The organism is Xanthomonas sp. NCPPB 1067, from assembly GCF_020783795.1.
Taxonomy (GTDB): Bacteria; Pseudomonadota; Gammaproteobacteria; order Xanthomonadales; family Xanthomonadaceae; genus Xanthomonas; species Xanthomonas melonis.
The window spans coordinates 46,188-62,041 of the sequence record NZ_JAJGQG010000014.1; the positions used below are offsets into that span (position 1 = coordinate 46,188).

General features: G+C 66.1%; 12 protein-coding genes. 7 read left to right on the forward strand and 5 right to left on the reverse strand.

The window, feature by feature from the left end; genetic code table 11:
* Positions 1-493: 493 nt before the first annotated feature.
* A complete protein-coding gene (locus tag LL962_RS12205; RefSeq protein ID WP_228317076.1) occupies positions 494-1,552 on the reverse strand; it encodes an NAD(P)-dependent alcohol dehydrogenase in 1,059 nt (352 codons plus the stop codon).
* A gap of 329 nt (positions 1,553-1,881) precedes the next feature.
* Between LL962_RS12205 and LL962_RS12210 the strand changes: the two genes are divergently transcribed.
* The 4 genes from LL962_RS12210 (at position 1,882) to LL962_RS12225 (ending at position 6,574) form a co-directional block, all read left to right on the forward strand.
* Positions 1,882-2,955: a glycoside hydrolase family 5 protein gene (locus LL962_RS12210; protein ID WP_228317077.1), complete on the forward strand. Its 1,074-nt coding sequence runs from the start codon at positions 1,882-1,884 to the stop codon at positions 2,953-2,955.
* A gap of 465 nt (positions 2,956-3,420) precedes the next feature.
* The gene (locus tag LL962_RS12215; RefSeq protein ID WP_228317115.1) at positions 3,421-4,416 is read left to right on the forward strand and encodes a glycoside hydrolase family 5 protein; all 996 of its coding nucleotides are present in this window, start codon (positions 3,421-3,423) and stop codon (positions 4,414-4,416) included.
* Positions 4,417-4,786: 370 nt separating this feature from the next.
* Positions 4,787-5,866, forward strand: coding sequence for a glycoside hydrolase family 5 protein (locus tag LL962_RS12220; RefSeq protein WP_228317078.1), 1,080 nt, complete (start codon positions 4,787-4,789; stop codon positions 5,864-5,866).
* A 264-nt stretch (positions 5,867-6,130) separates the two neighbouring features.
* Positions 6,131-6,574 (forward strand): PepSY domain-containing protein, encoded by a 444-nt coding sequence (locus LL962_RS12225; RefSeq protein WP_228317079.1) that lies wholly within the window; start codon positions 6,131-6,133, stop codon positions 6,572-6,574.
* A 261-nt stretch (positions 6,575-6,835) separates the two neighbouring features.
* Here LL962_RS12225 and LL962_RS12230 read toward each other — a convergent pair whose 3' ends face one another.
* Both LL962_RS12230 and LL962_RS12235 read right to left on the reverse strand, forming a co-directional pair.
* The gene (locus LL962_RS12230) at positions 6,836-8,647 is read right to left on the reverse strand and encodes a M28 family metallopeptidase (RefSeq protein ID WP_228317080.1); all 1,812 of its coding nucleotides are present in this window, start codon (positions 8,645-8,647) and stop codon (positions 6,836-6,838) included.
* 268 nt (positions 8,648-8,915) lie between these two features.
* Positions 8,916-9,572 (reverse strand): hypothetical protein, encoded by a 657-nt coding sequence (locus LL962_RS12235; RefSeq protein WP_104588184.1) that lies wholly within the window; start codon positions 9,570-9,572, stop codon positions 8,916-8,918.
* Positions 9,573-9,669: 97 nt separating this feature from the next.
* Between LL962_RS12235 and LL962_RS12240 the strand changes: the two genes are divergently transcribed.
* Positions 9,670-10,968, forward strand: coding sequence for a murein hydrolase activator EnvC family protein (locus LL962_RS12240; RefSeq protein WP_228317081.1), 1,299 nt, complete (start codon positions 9,670-9,672; stop codon positions 10,966-10,968).
* Between the two features lie 283 nt (positions 10,969-11,251).
* On the forward strand, positions 11,252-12,766 hold the full coding sequence (locus tag LL962_RS12245; RefSeq protein WP_228317082.1) for a S41 family peptidase: 1,515 nt from the start codon (positions 11,252-11,254) through the stop codon (positions 12,764-12,766).
* Between the two features lie 341 nt (positions 12,767-13,107).
* On the opposite strand, the gene LL962_RS12250 is transcribed toward LL962_RS12245, so the two are convergent.
* Both LL962_RS12250 and LL962_RS12255 read right to left on the reverse strand, forming a co-directional pair.
* Positions 13,108-13,428 (reverse strand): DUF1820 family protein, encoded by a 321-nt coding sequence (locus LL962_RS12250; protein WP_228317083.1) that lies wholly within the window; start codon positions 13,426-13,428, stop codon positions 13,108-13,110.
* 67 nt (positions 13,429-13,495) lie between these two features.
* Positions 13,496-14,188, reverse strand: a complete 693-nt coding sequence (locus tag LL962_RS12255) for a rhomboid family intramembrane serine protease (protein ID WP_228317084.1) — start codon at positions 14,186-14,188, stop codon at positions 13,496-13,498.
* A 217-nt stretch (positions 14,189-14,405) separates the two neighbouring features.
* On the opposite strand from LL962_RS12255, the gene LL962_RS12260 reads away from it, so the two are divergent.
* The gene (locus LL962_RS12260; RefSeq protein WP_228317085.1) at positions 14,406-15,746 is read left to right on the forward strand and encodes an outer membrane protein transport protein; all 1,341 of its coding nucleotides are present in this window, start codon (positions 14,406-14,408) and stop codon (positions 15,744-15,746) included.
* Positions 15,747-15,854 lie beyond the last annotated feature (108 nt).

Consider the following 15,854-nt stretch of genomic DNA (forward strand, 5'->3'; position numbering starts at 1 on the left):
CGCTTTTGTCTTCGCTACATTCCCGATGATGTGGGCCGCTTATCGATTCTTCTGGAGCAGATATGCCAAGCCCAAGGTTCGCTCTCGTCTCGTCCTCGCCAGTTTTTTGTCGCTCTGCATAGGTATAACCCCAGCACTAATGGTATGGCAGGCATTGGTAGTTGGCACGGTGCCATGTAGACATTGTGCCATCGGCTTTTTTGCCGCTGCTCACGATCCGTTTTCGTATTGGCTGACTGTCCTACTTCTCTATGCGGCAGCAATCACGTTCTTGGCTGGTTTTGTCTTCTCCATAGTTTTAATCATGCGCTGGTCACGACATCAATATTGACACGTCGTTTGAGCATCAAATCCGCTGGAACAGCGCGATGAGTAGCTACGCTTCCAGATCAGTCATCTGCTTCGCCTATCTTCCCGCCAGTGACACGTTGCTCAGCGACACCGCTTGCGTTTCGACGACGCAAGCGGTGGCATCCGTCATATTGATATGCGATCAAGCCGCCTTATCCAACGTCGCCATATCGATCACGAAACGGTACTTCACGTCGCTCTTGAGCATGCGCTCGTAGGCCTCGTTGATCTGGTCGGCGCGGATGGTTTCGATGTCCGAGACGATGTTGTGCTTGGCGCAGAAGTCCAGCATTTCCTGGGTCTGGCGGATGCCGCCGATCAGCGAGCCGGCCAGGGTGCGGCGCTTCATCACCAGGTTGAACACCGCCGGCGACGGGTGCGACTGCTCGGGTACGCCCACCAGCACCATCGCGCCGTCACGCTTGAGCGCGTTGAGGAACGGGTCCAGGTTGTGCGGCGCGGCCACGGTGTTGAGGATGAAATCCAGGGTGTTGTACTGCGCCGCCATCTGCGCCTCGTCCTTGGAGATCACCACTTCGCTGGCGCCCAGGCGCAGCGCATCGGCGCGCTTGCTTTCGGAGGTGGTGAACAGCACCACCGTGGCGCCCATCGCCTTGGCGATCTTGACTCCCATGTGGCCCAGGCCGCCGAGACCGACCACACCCACCTTCTGGCCCGGGCCCACCTTCCAGTGTGCCAGCGGCGAGTAGGTGGTGATGCCGGCGCACAGCAGCGGCGCCACCGCGGCCAGGTTGTCGGTGTGCGAAATACGCAGCACGTATTTCTGGTCGACCACGATATGGTCGGAGTAACCGCCGTAGGTGTTCTCGCCGCCACCGAACATCGGGCCGTTGTAGGTACCGGTGAAGCCGGCTTCGCAGTACTGCTCCTCGCCTTCCTGGCAGGAGGCACAGCTGCGGCAGCTGTCGACCATGCAACCAACGCCGGCCAGGTCGCCGACCTTGAAGCCGGTCACCGCGTTGCCGACCGCCGTCACACGGCCGACGATTTCGTGGCCGGGAACGGACGGGTACAGCGTGTTGTGCCATTCGTTGCGTGCGGTGTGCAGGTCCGAGTGACAGACACCGCAATAAGCGATGTCGATCTGCACGTCGTTGGGGCCGGGCGCGCGCCGCTCGAACACGAACGGGGCAAGCGGCTGGTCTGCGGCCTGGGCGGCGTATGCGTGGGCTTGGCTCATGGGAGACTCCGGGATGAGGGCCGTGGGCAGCAGCTGCAAACGCCACGCACGGCAAGATGACGAAGGGCGATACGTTAGGACACGCTAGGTTAGAGCACGCTGGCGTCGCACTCCTGCGACAGTGCGTTTTGCGCATCCTCTTGCGAACGCTAGCGTAGCGGCATGACACGGCGTGTGCAGGGCGCGCACGACCCGATGCAGGCACGCCCGCGTGAATGACGCGCTAACGCCGGAGCTTCTAGGCTGACGCAGGTGCGGTTCGCGCTGCACCATCCCCCCTGGCCGTGCCCTCCCCCTGCGGCCCCACGTCGATGCCGAAGGAGGCTTCCATGTTCCGCGCTCCCCCACACCTTGCCCGCCTGCGTCTTGCTGCACTGGCGCTCTCGCTGCTGGCGGCGGTGCCGCTGGTCCACGCCAAGGAGCCCGATAGCCCGCACAAGGCGTCTACCGGCCTGAAATATGTTGGCGTCAACCTGTCCGGTGCGGAATTCAATTCGCGCAAGAAGCCCGGCACCCTGTTCAAGGACTATACCTACCCCAGCGCCGCGGATTTCAGCTATTTCGCCGGCAAGGGCATGAACACGATTCGCCTGCCATTTCTGTGGGAACGCGTGCAGCCCACGCTCAACGGCCCGCTGGATCAGACCCAGCTCGGGCTGATCAGGAAATCGCTCGCCGCCGCCAAGGCCAACAAGCAGGTGCTGATCCTGGATCTGCACAACTACGCCAAGTACAACGGCAAGCGCATCGGCAGCGACGAGGCGCCAGCGACCGCCGTGGCGGACCTGTGGCGACGGCTGGCGCTGGAATTCAAGGGCGAGAAGGCGGTGATCTTCGGGCTGATGAACGAGCCCAATGGCATTTCCGCGCCGGACTGGGCCAACGCCGCGCAGGCGGCGATCAACGCCATCCGCAAGACCGGCGCGAACAACCTGATCCTGGTGCCCGGCACCGCCTACACCGGTGCGCATAGCTGGCGCAGCACCAGTTATGGCGTCTCCAACGCCAAGGCGCTGCAGGTACTCAAGGATCCCGGCAATCATCTGGCATTCGAGGCACACCAGTACCTGGATGGCGACTACAGCGGCACCAAGCCGGTGTGCACCAGCGAGACCGTGGGCGAGGAGAAACTGCGTGGCTTCACCGCCTGGCTGCGCGAGAACAAGCAGAAGGGCTTCCTGGGCGAATTCGCCACTGCCGACAATCCGGTCTGCAACAAGGCGCTGGAAGGCATGCTGACCTACATGGAAAAGAACAGCGATGTGTGGCTGGGCTGGACCTGGTGGGCGGCCGGCGCGTGGTGGAAGCCCGACTACCCCTTCACCGTACAGCCGGGCAAGGACGGCAGCGACAAGCCGCAGATGAAGATCCTGAGCAAGTACGCGCAGCGCGCCGCCAGATAACCCGTCGCCTTGCCCGTCTGACTGGCCGCAGCCTAGCCGCTGCGGCTGCGACGGGCGACACGCGGCCAGTGGCAGGACGCGACGGCACATCTACGCACCGCGCATCTGCGCACCGACACACGCCTTATCGAGCCAGCGGTATCCGCAACGGCGCCGCGATGGGCAATCGACTCCAGACTTGCTGCGCGCATCGGGTATTGCCATGCGCGGCCTGCATGCATCACCGCACGGCGTCGGCAGTTCGACTGAGAAGTGCTGCACAGCTTGCCGCTGCGATACCTCGCATGCGTAGTTTGCCGATGCGCGTGCGCTTAGGCTGAGCAGTGGTGCGGTGTCGCGATGCCGAGTGCAGATCCAGGCCACGGCGCTGCATCTCCCCCGCATGTATCAGGAGTGCCCATGTTCTCTTTCTCCACCCGGTTGCGCCGGCTGCTTGGCTGCGCGCGCGTGTCGTTGCTGCTGCTGTTGCTCGTCCTCATGCCGTTGGCGCAGGCACAGAGCGGCAACCGGCTGAAGTTCGTCGGCGTCAATCTCTCTGGCGCAGAGATCAAATCCTCGCAAAAACCCGGCATCGCCGGCGTCGACTACCGCTATCCCGACGCCGATGAGTACGACTACTTCGCCGGCAAGCAGATGAACACGATCCGCTTGCCCATTCTGTGGGAGCGCCTGCAGCCCAGGGCCGGCGGTGCACTGGATCCAGCGCAGCTGGCCTCGATCCGGCAGGCCGTCGCCAACGCCAAGGCGTCCAAGATGTATTTGATCCTGGACGTGCACAATTACGCCAGATACTACGGGCAGAAGATCGGCAGCACGCGCGTACCGATCGCCACCTTCGCCGATCTATGGCGGCGGCTGGCCCTCGCCTTCAAGAACGACAACAGCGTGATCTTCGGCCTGATGAACGAGCCTTACGGTATCGATCCACGCGCCTGGGCCGGCGCCGCACAGGCATCCATCGACACGATTCGCAAGACCGGCGCCAATAACCTGATCCTGGTACCGGGCGCGCTGTGGAGCGGGGCGCACAGTTGGTACTCGACCGTTGCCGGCCAATCCAACGCGGTGGCCATGGCGTCCATCAACGATCCGCTGAACCGCTATGCCATCGAGGTGCATCAGTATCTGGATGCCGATTCCAGCGGCACCACCGCCGGCTGCGTCAGCGCTACCGTCGGCGTGGAGCGCTTGCGCAGTTTTACCCAATGGTTGCGCATCCACCGCAAGCGCGGCTTTCTGGGCGAATTCGGCACCGCCAACAACGTCACCTGCAATCGCGCACTGGAAGGCATGTTGGGGTATCTGGAGGGCAATGGCGATGTCTGGTTGGGCTGGACATGGTGGGCTGCCGGCGCGTGGTGGAGGGCAGGTTATCCGTTCAACGTGCATCCCGACGCCCAGGGGCGCGACAAACCGCAGATGGCACTGCTGAGCGCGCGCGCCGCGCGACGCGCCAGGTAGACGACACGTTCCGGGGACACGCAGGCGCGGTGACCACCGCGCCTGTCGCCTGCGCCGCGCGTCGGTAGGCCGGCGTCACCGCACCGACAGCAGGCGCATCCATACGCCCGGTTGCTGACGCAGGTACGGCCTTTGCCGCGATGCCGCTGACGTGGCATCGCGCCATCCGCCTCGAGCGTACCAGCGCCCTACGACAAGCGTGCTCTAGGCACTTAATGACTGCGGATGAATCCACACATTCAGCCGCGTTCAGTGAACACGACGTTTAGGCACGGCCGATGCACTGCTGTGCATCGATGCGCCGCACTGCGCGCAGATCGTACGCAATCAGCTGCGACGCATCCCCCACCTCGTCGCCAGGAGTCTTTCCATGTCTGTCGTTTCTGTCCCGCCACGCGGCATCGTTCGCTGCGTCCTGTTGCTGCTTCTGCTCGGCATGTTGCCGCAGGTGCAGGCACAAACCCGCGCGCTCACGTATGCCGGCGTCAATCTGTCCGGCGCGGAGTTCGCTTCCTCGAAAAAACCCGGGGTCCTCAACAAGGATTACATGTACGCCTCGGCCAGCGATTACAGTTATTTCGCCGGCGTCGGCATGAATACCGTGCGCCTTCCCATCCTGTGGGAACGCCTGCAGCCCAGCGCGCGCGGCGAGCTGGATCCGGCGCAACTGGCGCTGGTGCAACAGGCGGTGGCACGCGCCAAGGCATCGGGCATGTATCTGGTGCTGGATATCCATAACTACGCCAAGTACTACGGCTACCTGATCGGCGGGCCGGAAGTTCCGGTTGCCACCTTCACCGATCTGTGGCGTCGCCTGGCGCTGGTGTTCAAAGGCGACAACGCAGTGATCTTCGGGCTGATGAACGAGCCTTACAACATCTCGTCCAGTCAGTGGGCCGGCGCCGCACAGGCAGCCATCGACACCATCCGTGCCACCGGTGCCGATAATCTGATCCTGGTGCCGGGGGCGTCGTGGACCGGTGCGCACAGCTGGTATTCGCCGACCAGCGATGGGTACTCCAACGCCGTTGCACTGGCCTCCATCTACGACCCGCTCAATCGGTACGCCTTCGAAGTGCATCAGTATCTGGACGCCGATTCCAGCGGTACCAGCAGCGTTTGCGTCAGCCCCACCATCGGTGCCGATCGCCTGCGCAACTTCACCCAGTGGCTGCGCATCCATAACAAGCGCGGTTTTCTGGCCGAGTTCGGTACCGCCAACAATGCAGTGTGCAACCAGGCACTGCAGGGCATGCTCGCCTTCCTGGATACCAACGCCGATGTGTGGTTGGGCTGGACCTGGTGGGCGGCCGGCTCGTGGTGGAATCTTTCCTACGCCTACAACGTGCACCCCAACAAGGACGGGACCGCCAAGCCGCAGATGTCGATCCTGTCGCCGCAGGCGACGCGAACGACACGCGCAGCCGGCGTCATGCGTTCCAAGCGCTGAGGACAAGTGATGCAGAACGAGGAGAGCCGCCGCAAGGCGGCTCTTCGGTCGTGGCCACGCAGCGGTGGCCGATCCCTGTTGGCGCAGGCTGGCGGTACCGGTTCGGATGCCTGGACCTGCATGTCATCACCACGCAGAGAACGACAGCGAGGATCACGCCGATTTCAGCTGCATGAACTTCCTCTGCAGCCGTTCTGCGTTTTTCACCTGCCATCGATTGCGGCAGGCTCAGCATCGGCGCACTTCACTGTGAGGAGCACGACGATGACGCAGCGATTGATGAAAACCGCCTTGGTCGGAGCGCTGGCGCTGGCCTCGTACGCGACGGTCGCGCAGGCGGCCGACAAACCGGCCAAAGCACTGACCAGCAACGAGGTCACCCGCATGCTGACCGCCAAGGGCTACACCAAGGTGCACGACGTCAAGTTCGAACACGGCGTGTGGACGGCAGACGCACGCAGCGGCGATGGCAAGGATGTCGACGTGCACATCGATCCGGTCACCGGCCGCATCTACGGCGATCAGACCACCTCGCGCCTGACCGAAGCGGACGTACGCGCCGCCCTCTCCACCGGCGGCTATTCCGACGTGCACGACCTGGAGTTCAAGGACGGTCTGTGGAAGGCCGATGCCAAGCGCGACGGGCGGAAGGTGGAACTGCATGTGGACCCGGAAGACGGCCACGTGGTCAGCGCCGAACAGGATTGATGCGCGGGTGCGTGCTGTCCTGCGTGACGGCGCGTGCCATTGGCGAAAGCCTCCGAGGCGGTGCTGCCACTGTTTGCCCGGCCGGTCGCTGTCGGCCTGGTGGCAGCGCACATAACCTGCTGCCGGGCATTGCATGGCAGGCGGCGCAACGCACGAACACAGCGGGCCTCCCAGGGAGGCCCGCTGCATCATCGCCCTGCCGTCGTACCGTAACGCTCACCGGCTGCTCCGCCGCAGGGCGAAGCTGGGCGATCGATTCGCTCAGCGAGTCTGCGGCACAGATCTTTCTGCCGGAGCGCTACGCTGCGCTGCGGTCTCCGTCCCGCCTGGCTGCGACGCGGCATGTGCACCCGCTCCCGGCTTGCCGGCCATCATGCTATCGCGTGCCGCCTTGAACGGGTTGCCCGCATACCAGTTCGGCCAACGACCGCCGACCGCCACTTCCTTGCCCACGCCATACACCGCCTGCAGGTCTTCGATGGTGCCGTCGAGTTTCCAGGTGGCCGCATCGTACTGATCGCCGGGTGCGTGGTAACGGTGGCGCCCATAGTCCTGCGCCGCCGCGCGTCCGGCAGCGGTGCCGCCTTCGCGCAGGTCCTCGCCGCCGTCGGCATACAGCGCCGGCACGCCGGCCTTGGCGAAATTGAAGTGGTCCGAACGAAAGTACGAGCCGCTTTCCGGCGTGGCTTCGGCATGCAGGCTGCGGCCCTGCATCGCGGCGATCGGCTTGAGGATGTCTTCCAGCTCCGAGCTGCCCATGCCCACCACGGTCACATCGCGCGCGCGCCCCGCCACCGACATCGCGTCCAGATTGATCACCGCGGCGATCTTGTCCAGCGGAAAGCTCGGATTGGCGACGTAGTACTTGGAACCGAGCAGGCCCGATTCCTCCAACGTGACCGCCACGAACACCACCGAGCGTTCCGGCCTGGGCTCCTGATGGGCGAACGCGTCGGCGATCTCCAGGATCCCGGCCACGCCGGTGGCGTTGTCGACCGCGCCGTTGTAGATGTTGTCGCCGCTTTCGCCCGGATGCTTGCCCAGGTGATCCCAGTGCGCCATGTACAGCACCGCCTCGTCGGCATGGGTGGTGCCGGGCAGCACGCCGACCACGTTGCGCGAGGTCTTTTCGGCGATGCTGCTCTTCAGATCCACCGACCAGCTGGCCTTCAACGGCACCGGCTTGAAGCCGCGCTTGCCGGCGTCCTTGTAAGCCTGCGCCAGATCCAGCCCGGCATCGGCGAACAGCTGCTTGGCCGTCTCGGCGCTGATCCAGCCCTGCACCGGCAACCGCGGATCCGGATCCTCCTTGGCTGGCAGGTCGTACTGGGGACCGGACCAGGAGTTCTTCACCACGTCCCAGCCATAGCTGGCGCCAGGGGTGTCGTGCACGATCAACGCCGCCGCCGCGCCCTTGCGCGCGGCTTCTTCGAACTTGTAGGTCCAGCGCCCGTAGTAGGTCATGCGCTTGCCGTCGAACAGCTTGGCGTCGTTGCTGTGGAAGCCCGGGTCGTTGACGAACATCACCACCGTCTTGCCCTTCCAGTCCTGGCCGGCGTAATCGTTCCATTGCTGCTCGGGCGCATCCACGCCATAGCCGACGAACACCAGCTCGCTGTTGTCCAGCTTGACCTCCGGCTGCCCGGTGCGGGTGCCCACCACGATGTCGGTACCGAAGGCCAGCGTGCGGGTCCGCTCACCGCTGCGCAGGCTGGGCGCGGTGGCGGGATCGGCAGTGGTCTCCACCATCGGCACTTCCTGGTACCAGCTGTCGCCATTGCCCGGCTGCAGGCCGATGCGCTGCATCTGGTCGCGGAGATAGGTGACGGTCTTTTCTTCGCCGGCAGTGCCCGGACCGCGGCCTTCGAAATCGTCCGAAGCCAGTGTCTTGACCAGCTCGGCGAAGTCGCCTTGGGTCAGCTCGGGCGAGAACGCATGCCGACTCGGCGGTGCGCTGGGCGCGGTCTCGGCGGGTGTTTGCGCCGTCGGTGCAGCCGGCGCATCGGCAGCGTCGCGCTGGCAGCCGGCCAGGGCCAGGCTCGCGGACAGGCACAACAGGATCTTGCGGGGCATCGGAATTCCTCGTGCAACCAGGCCCCGATCTTAGAACGTGCGGCGGAGGGCGAGGTGAGCATGGGATTGGCCGCCCCGGACGTACCGCCGATCACCGGCTGGACGCGCAGTCGGGCAGGGCAGCCAGGCCATTACGGCGCTGGCCGGCGACCGGCTGGCGACGCGCACGCAGGGCGGCGCTGGCGCCTGCCTGGGCGCCGCACGCCACGATGGGCCCTGCGTGGCGTGCATGCCGGGCACCGTCTGCCCGCATGCACGGGCGAGGGCTTCAGTCCTGCGGTGCCACGTCGCTGTCGAAGCTGCGCGCGGTGGCACCGCTGACCGCACCGATCTTGGCGGTGCGGTGCACGTACAGGCTCACCTCGCGTTCGAACTGCAGCGGCCCATCGACGACGGCATTCGGGCCGATCACCACCCGCGGCTTGCGCGCCGGCTTGAATGCGAAACTGAAGTTCGGTTTTTCGACCTGGATACCACCGTGCACGTGCGAATCGACGCCCACGGTGATGTCGCCGTTGACCGTCTCGATGCCTTTGCCGAGGTCGGTGCCCACCAGCCCGATACCACCATTGACCGTTTCCACGCCGCCGCTGATTCGGCTGCCGCGCTCCACCAGCACGCTGCCGTTGACCGTTTCCAGCCCGCCGGACACGATCACTTTCTGGCCGACGGAAATCCCGCCGTTGACCGTGGACACGCCACCGGTGCGTGCGCCGTTGCCGATCTGGATACCGCCGTTCACCGTTTCCACGTCCTTGGTCTGCGCGCCGGCGGCGACCTCGATGGAGCCGTTGACCGTTTCCAGGTTGCCGTAGACCTTGCCGGCCTCGGCGCCGATGCGGCCGTTGACCTTGCTGATGTCGTCGTCGGCCCAGGCGCTCGTGCAGACCAGGGACAACGCCAGGAGAAGATGCGGGGACTTCATGCTGAACCTCGTGCGGCAGTGGCGTTCGGGGACGTGGCGGCGATCACATCACGCTTGGCTACAATCGCGCATCTGCCTGAAGTCACTGGACCTTTCGTTGCCCCCTTCGCCCGCACCGCTGCCGCACCTGCCGCTCGTCCGTGCCACTGGCCATGGCCGCCGGTGGTTGTCGGCGGCCGTGCTGGCCTGCCTGCTGCTGGGCAGCGCCGCTGTCACGGCGCAAAGCCAGCGCGAGACCGAACGCAAGCTGCAGCAGCTGCGCGATGAGCTGAAGACCATCAGCGCCGATCGACGCGAGCTGGAAGGCAAGCGCGGCACCGCCGCCAAACAACTGCGGCAGGCCGACGAAAAGGTCGCCAGGACCGCGCGCGCGCTCAGCGAGACCGAAGCGGCGATGCGCACGCAGGAACAGCACCTGTCCACGCTGCAGCAGGATCGTGCGCGCCTGCAGCAGGGCCTGCAGCGCCAGCGCGCGCAGCTGGCGGCGCTGCTGCGCGCCGCCGACCAGGTCGGCCGCAACGCGCCGCTGAAGGTCTTGCTGTCGCAGGACACGGTCGGCGATGCCACGCGCATGCTGGCCGATCACCGCTATGTGCAGAACGCCCGTGCACAACAGATCCACGCGCTCACCACCCAGCTGGATGCGTTGGCGAAGGTGGAACAGGACATCGCCAGCCGCCGTCAGGCGCTGGATGCCGCACGCGCGCAGCAGAAGGCGCAGGCGGCAACCCTGCAGAAGGATCGCTCGCAACAGGCCGCCACCGTCGCCCAGCTGGACGACCGCTACAAGCAACGCGCCGAACGCGAGAAAGCCCTGGGCCAGGACGCCAAGGCACTGGAGCAGCTACTGGCCAACTTGCGCGCCGCCGCTGCCAAGGCCGAAGCCGAACGCCGTGCTGCCGCCAGACGCGCCGCCGCCGAAGCCGCCGCGCAGGCCAAGCGCGGCAAGTCCGAGCGCCCCGAGCGCGCCGGCAAGACCCCGCCCAAGGTCGTCGCCAGCGCGCCAGCGCCCAAGGTGGGCGGACTCAGCTGGCCGGTGGCCGGCAATCTGCTGGCACGCTTCAACGCCACCTTGCCCGATGGCCACACCAGCAAGGGCGTGCTGATCGGCGCGCCCAAGGGCAGCACGGTCACCGCGGTGGCCGACGGCACCGTGGTGTTCTCCGACTGGATGACCGGCTACGGCATGATCATGATCGTCGATCACGGCAACGGCTACATGAGCCTGTACGCGCACAACGACACCTTGTTGCGCGATGCCGGCGCGTCGATCAAGCGCGGCGACGCGGTGGCCAAGGTCGGCAGCTCTGGCGGGCAGGGCGTGCCTGCGCTGTATTTCGAACTGCGCCGCAACGGGCAGCCGGTGGATCCATCGAGCTGGTTGCAGCGGCGCTAGTCCACGCATGCCGGGCGCATGGGCGCGCAGCTTCGGCAGCTGCCCGGCGCCACGGCCGCGCATGCGGCGCTGTCTGTCATCGGCGCCGTGGCATGAGCGGCGTATTCGTGCCCGCACGCAAGCCAGACAGGCCTGCGCGGCATGCGCGATCGCCCGACCGCGGATCGACGCTCGATCGTCGCCACAGCGCACGGCGGCGATTCAACGCGGATTTACCGCCGCTTCGCGCATAATCGCTCAGCTCCGCGCTGCGGGGCATCTCGTCTCTTTGTCGGAGTGCTTCATGCGCGTAGCCGTCCTGTCCGTTGCCCTGTCGCTGGCTTTGTTCGCGTCGCCTGGTTGGGCGCAGACCGACCGTCCTGCCGCCGCTGCCACCCAGGCCGCCGCAGACGATCCGCAAGCCAACGAAGCTGCCGTCTCCAAGGTGCCGCTGGACGAGATCCGCCGTTTCGTCGCGGTGTACAACGCGGTCAAGCAGGCCTATGTGGACCCGGTGGAAGACAAGAAGCTGATGCATGCGGCAGTCCGCGGGCTGCTCTCGGATCTGGATCCGCACAGCACCTACTTCGACAAGGAAGACGCCGAAGCCTTCGACGAACAGGCCAGTGGCGCATACGACGGCATCGGGGTGGAGCTGCAGCAGCAGCCGGACAACACGCTGAAGGTGATCGCGCCCATCGACGACACCCCGGCCGCGCGCGCCGGCATTCGCGCTGGCGATGTGATCGTGGCCATCGACGGCAAGCCGATCGACGCCAGCAAGGCGATGGAGCCGCTGCGCGGCGAATCCGGCAGCAAGGTCACCTTGACCATCGTGCGCGACAAAGCACCCAAGCCATTCGATGTCACCCTGCAACGCCAGACCATCCGCGTGGCCAGCGTGCGCAGCAAGGTGCTGGAGCCGGGCTACGGCTATATCCGCATCAGCACCTTCCAGGCCGACACCGGCGCCGATTTCCAGAAGAACCTCAAGCAGCTGCAGGCCGGCGGCAAGCTGCGCGGGCTGGTGCTGGACCTGCGCAGCAACCCGGGCGGCCTGCTGACCTCGGCAGTGCAGGTGGCCGACGATCTGCTGGACAAGGGCAACATCGTCAGCACGCGCGGGCGCATCTCCATCAGCGATGCCAAGTTCGATGCCACCCCGGGCGACCTGCTTGGCGGCGCCCCGGTCGTGGTGCTGGTGGACGCCGGCTCGGCCAGCGCCTCCGAAGTGCTGGCTGGCGCGCTGCGCGACAACCAGCGCGCACGCATCATCGGCAGCCGCACCTTCGGCAAGGGCTCGGTGCAGACCGTGCTGCCGCTGGACAACGGCGATTCGGTCAAGCTCACCACCGCGCGCTATTACACGCCCAGCGGCAAGTCGATCCAGGCCAGCGGCATCGTGCCGGAAGTGCAGCTGATGCCCGAGCCGCAGCCGGGCGATGCGGACGTGCCGGCCAGCCTGAGCGACTACAGCGAAGCGACCCTGCCAGGCCACCTGCGCGGCGACGCCGAGGGCGAGGAGGGCTATGCCGCCGGCGACGTGCTGCCAGGCGACGGCCCGGTCGCCGCGGCGCTGGCCGAACTCAAGCAACCCGGCTCGGCGGCCAAGGCGCAAGCCGCGCTCAAGGCCAAGGCGCAGGCCGCGCAGAAGGCCAAGGCCGCCAAGACCGCCGCCGAGCCCAAGCCGGCCGCCGCGCGCCCGGCAGCGGCCGACAAGCCCAAGCCTGCCGACAAGCCGAGCGAAGCGGCTGAAAAGGCCAAGCCAGTGCCGCCGGTGGAACCGTCCGCGCCGGCGCCGGCCGAACCGGCCAGGTAATCCGGCCAGCGCGTGGCGGGTGAATCACGCGCTGCGCGCCGGGCCGATCGAGACGCGTCGGCACTGCCACGCCGCCTGCACACATCCCGGGATCATCCGGCCATCAAAACGCCGGCTGGGTTGGACCCCGAGGCGTCGGTAGGAGCGGACCTGACCGTGACGAGCGGATCCCAATTGCGCGATCACCCGTACTTCAACGCATCGGCGTCGACCAACCGTTCGGCCCATTCGCAGGGGTCAGGAGCCAACGCACCCCACAGCTGTATCGCGTGGCCGTGCAGGCGCTACAGGCAGGACAGCTGACGCACCGCCCTGGTGAGCGTCGGGCAGCACGATGCGCGTCAGCGCGGCTTGCCCGGCAGCGGGAACGGCGTGACCACCTTGTCGCCGGTGGTGGCATCGCGGATCACCGACTGGCCCTTCTTTTCCACCTCCTCGATGCGCACGATGCTCTGCATCGGCAGGTGCAGTGTCTTGGTGTTGCCGAATTCTTCGCGCAGGCGCTCTTCGGTGGGATCGACCACCAGTCCGTCGTGCACGTCGAACACCAGCTCGCCGATCTGGTTGAAGCCCCACAGATGGCTGCCGGTCACTTCGCGCGCATAGAGCTCGTACACCTTGCCGTGGTTGAGAAAGGTGACTTTGTACAGAGGCTTGGACATGCGCCCGATTATAGGCGCGCCGCTGCTGTGCACGTAGCGCGCGGCGCGCAGAGGCGGTCGCTCCGCGCTAGAACCCGTGGCGCTTGCGCAGGCGCCGGGCGATCGCCGCGCGCACGTACAGCCCATAGACGATACCGAACACGAAGCCGGCGATATGCGCCGACCAGGCCACCATGCCGAACGCCGGGCCGATGTAGGCGAACACCACCTGCAGCAACGCCCACGCACCGATCAGCAGCGGCGCCGGCACGCGGATGAATTCCAGGAACAGCCCCAGCGGCAACACCACGCCGAGCTTGGCGCCGGGAAACAGCGCCAGATAGGTGCCGATCAACGCCGACACCGCACCGGAGGCGCCGATGATCACCCGGTCCGGCGTGCCGATGGCGAAAATGGCCGCCAGGTTGGAAGCGGCCCCGCCCAGCAGGAACAGCAGCACCAGCCGCCACGGTCCCAGGATGCGTTCGGCCGGCAGGCCGAAGATCAGCAGGAACACCAGATTGCCCAGCAGATGCGACCAGTCGGCATGCAGGAACAACGCAGTGAACAGGCGCAGCACACTGCCGTCGCGCAGCGTCGCCCACCAGTCGCCCAGATTGGCGACGCCGCTGGACAGGGCACCCCAATCCAGCCACAGCGTATTGCGCGCCTCGCCCGGCCGGCTGATCGACCACAGGTAGGCCAGCCAGACCGCGGCGAACAGCAGCGGCACCGCCCAGCGTGGCGTGGATTTCTTGCGGGAGGGCAGGGAGACGAACATCGGAGCAGCACAATAGCCGGTCCATGGGCCTGAACCCAACCCCAATCCGGCAGCGTTTGGACGGCAATGGCCGTTATTGTTCGGTTAATTGTGGTGGGTATACTGCGTACGGCGTCGTATGTCGGGGGGGGTCTCCGGCGCGCTCCGGGCACTGGATTGGTGCTGGGCGCGGGCGCTGAATCGACCATTGCAGTCCTTATCCGGAGAGCAACAACTCATGTCTACTGCTTCCACTCTCAGCCGCGTCACCCTGCTCGCCGTCGGCATCGCCGGCGTCCTGGCCGTCGGCCAGGCGCACGCTGCCGCCTTCCAGCTGAAGGAAAACAGCGCCAAGGGCCTCGGCCGCGCATTCGCGGGTTCGGGCAGCGCCCCGGACGACGCCTCGATCATCACCAACAACCCGGCCGGCATGCGCCAGCTGGACGGCCGCATGTTCCAGGCCGACGTCAGCGCCATCCACTTCTCGGCCAAGTTCAAGCCCGATACCGCCACCTACGCCAATGGCGCCCCGGTCTCCGGTGGCAATGGCGGCGATGCCGGCATGATCGCGCCGGTCCCGGCGATGTACTTCCATGTGCCGTTCGGCGAGAACGACAACATGCACCTGGGCACTTCGCTCACCGTGCCGTTCGGCTTCAAGACCGAATACGACCGCAACTGGGTGGGCCGCTACCACGGCACCAAGACCGAGCTGCAGGCGATCGACCTCAACGTCGCGTTCTCCTACGACGTGAATCCGTATGTATCCTTCGGTGCCTCGGTGTTCGCCGAGCGTCTGGATATCGACCTGGCCAATGCAGTGGATTTCGGCAGCATCCTGGCTGCCCGCCGCGTGCCGGGCTTCGCGCCGGGCAGCGCCGACGGCTACTCGCGCATCAAGGGCGACAGCACCGAAGTGGGCTTCACCCTGGGTGGCCTGTTCAGCATCGACGAGAACACCCACATCGGCTTCAGCTACCGCTCGGAAGTGGAACACAAGATCACCGACGGCACTGCCGACTTCACCACCCCGCCGAACGCCGCCGCCGTCCTGAGTCGCGCCGCGCCCGGCACCTTCGTCGACACCAAGGGCCGCGCCACCGTCAAGCTGCCGGCCAGCGCCACCGCCAGCTTCACGCATAACGTGAACGAGCAGTGGTCGATCATGGCCGACGTCACCCGCACCGCCTGGAGCAAGTTCGACCAGGTGACGGTGGACTTCGCCTCCAACCAGCCCAACACCTTGCTGGACTTTTCCTACCGCGACACCACCTTCGCCTCGATCGGTGCCGACTACCGCATGAGCGACACGCTGACCCTGCGTGGCGGCCTGGCCTACGACCAGACCCCGACCACCGCCGAACACCGCGATGTGCGCGTGCCGGATGCGAGCCGCAAGTGGGTCTCGCTGGGTCTGAGCTGGCGTCCGTCGCAGCAGGCCGAGTACAACTTCGGCTACACCCACCTGTTCGTCAGCGACCCGACCAGCGACACCCGCAGCGCCACCGGCGATCGTCTGGCGGGCAGCTACGACGTGCAGGGCAACATCCTGGCTGCCTCGATCAACTACAAGTTCTGATCGATACCGCAAGGCGCATGATGAAGAACCCCGCTACGGCGGGGTTTTTCTTTGCGCTGGCATGCGCTGGACGCGCCCACCGCGCGCGGCTCGGGCGACGACGACCGC

Excerpts from the sequence above, each read along its gene's own strand:
- LL962_RS12205 (WP_228317076.1), bottom strand. The coding sequence starts at position 1,552 with ATGAGCCAAGCCCACGCATACGCCGCCCAGGCCGCAGACCAGCCGCTT.
- LL962_RS12210 (WP_228317077.1), top strand. The coding sequence starts at position 1,882 with ATGTTCCGCGCTCCCCCACACCTTGCCCGCCTGCGTCTTGCTGCACTG.
- LL962_RS12220 (WP_228317078.1), top strand. The coding sequence starts at position 4,787 with ATGTCTGTCGTTTCTGTCCCGCCACGCGGCATCGTTCGCTGCGTCCTG.
- LL962_RS12225 (WP_228317079.1), top strand. The coding sequence starts at position 6,131 with ATGACGCAGCGATTGATGAAAACCGCCTTGGTCGGAGCGCTGGCGCTG.
- LL962_RS12230 (WP_228317080.1), bottom strand. The coding sequence starts at position 8,647 with ATGCCCCGCAAGATCCTGTTGTGCCTGTCCGCGAGCCTGGCCCTGGCC.
- LL962_RS12235 (WP_104588184.1), bottom strand. The coding sequence starts at position 9,572 with ATGAAGTCCCCGCATCTTCTCCTGGCGTTGTCCCTGGTCTGCACGAGC.
- LL962_RS12245 (WP_228317082.1), top strand. The coding sequence starts at position 11,252 with ATGCGCGTAGCCGTCCTGTCCGTTGCCCTGTCGCTGGCTTTGTTCGCG.
- LL962_RS12250 (WP_228317083.1), bottom strand. The coding sequence starts at position 13,428 with ATGTCCAAGCCTCTGTACAAAGTCACCTTTCTCAACCACGGCAAGGTG.
- LL962_RS12255 (WP_228317084.1), bottom strand. The coding sequence starts at position 14,188 with ATGTTCGTCTCCCTGCCCTCCCGCAAGAAATCCACGCCACGCTGGGCG.
- LL962_RS12260 (WP_228317085.1), top strand. The coding sequence starts at position 14,406 with ATGTCTACTGCTTCCACTCTCAGCCGCGTCACCCTGCTCGCCGTCGGC.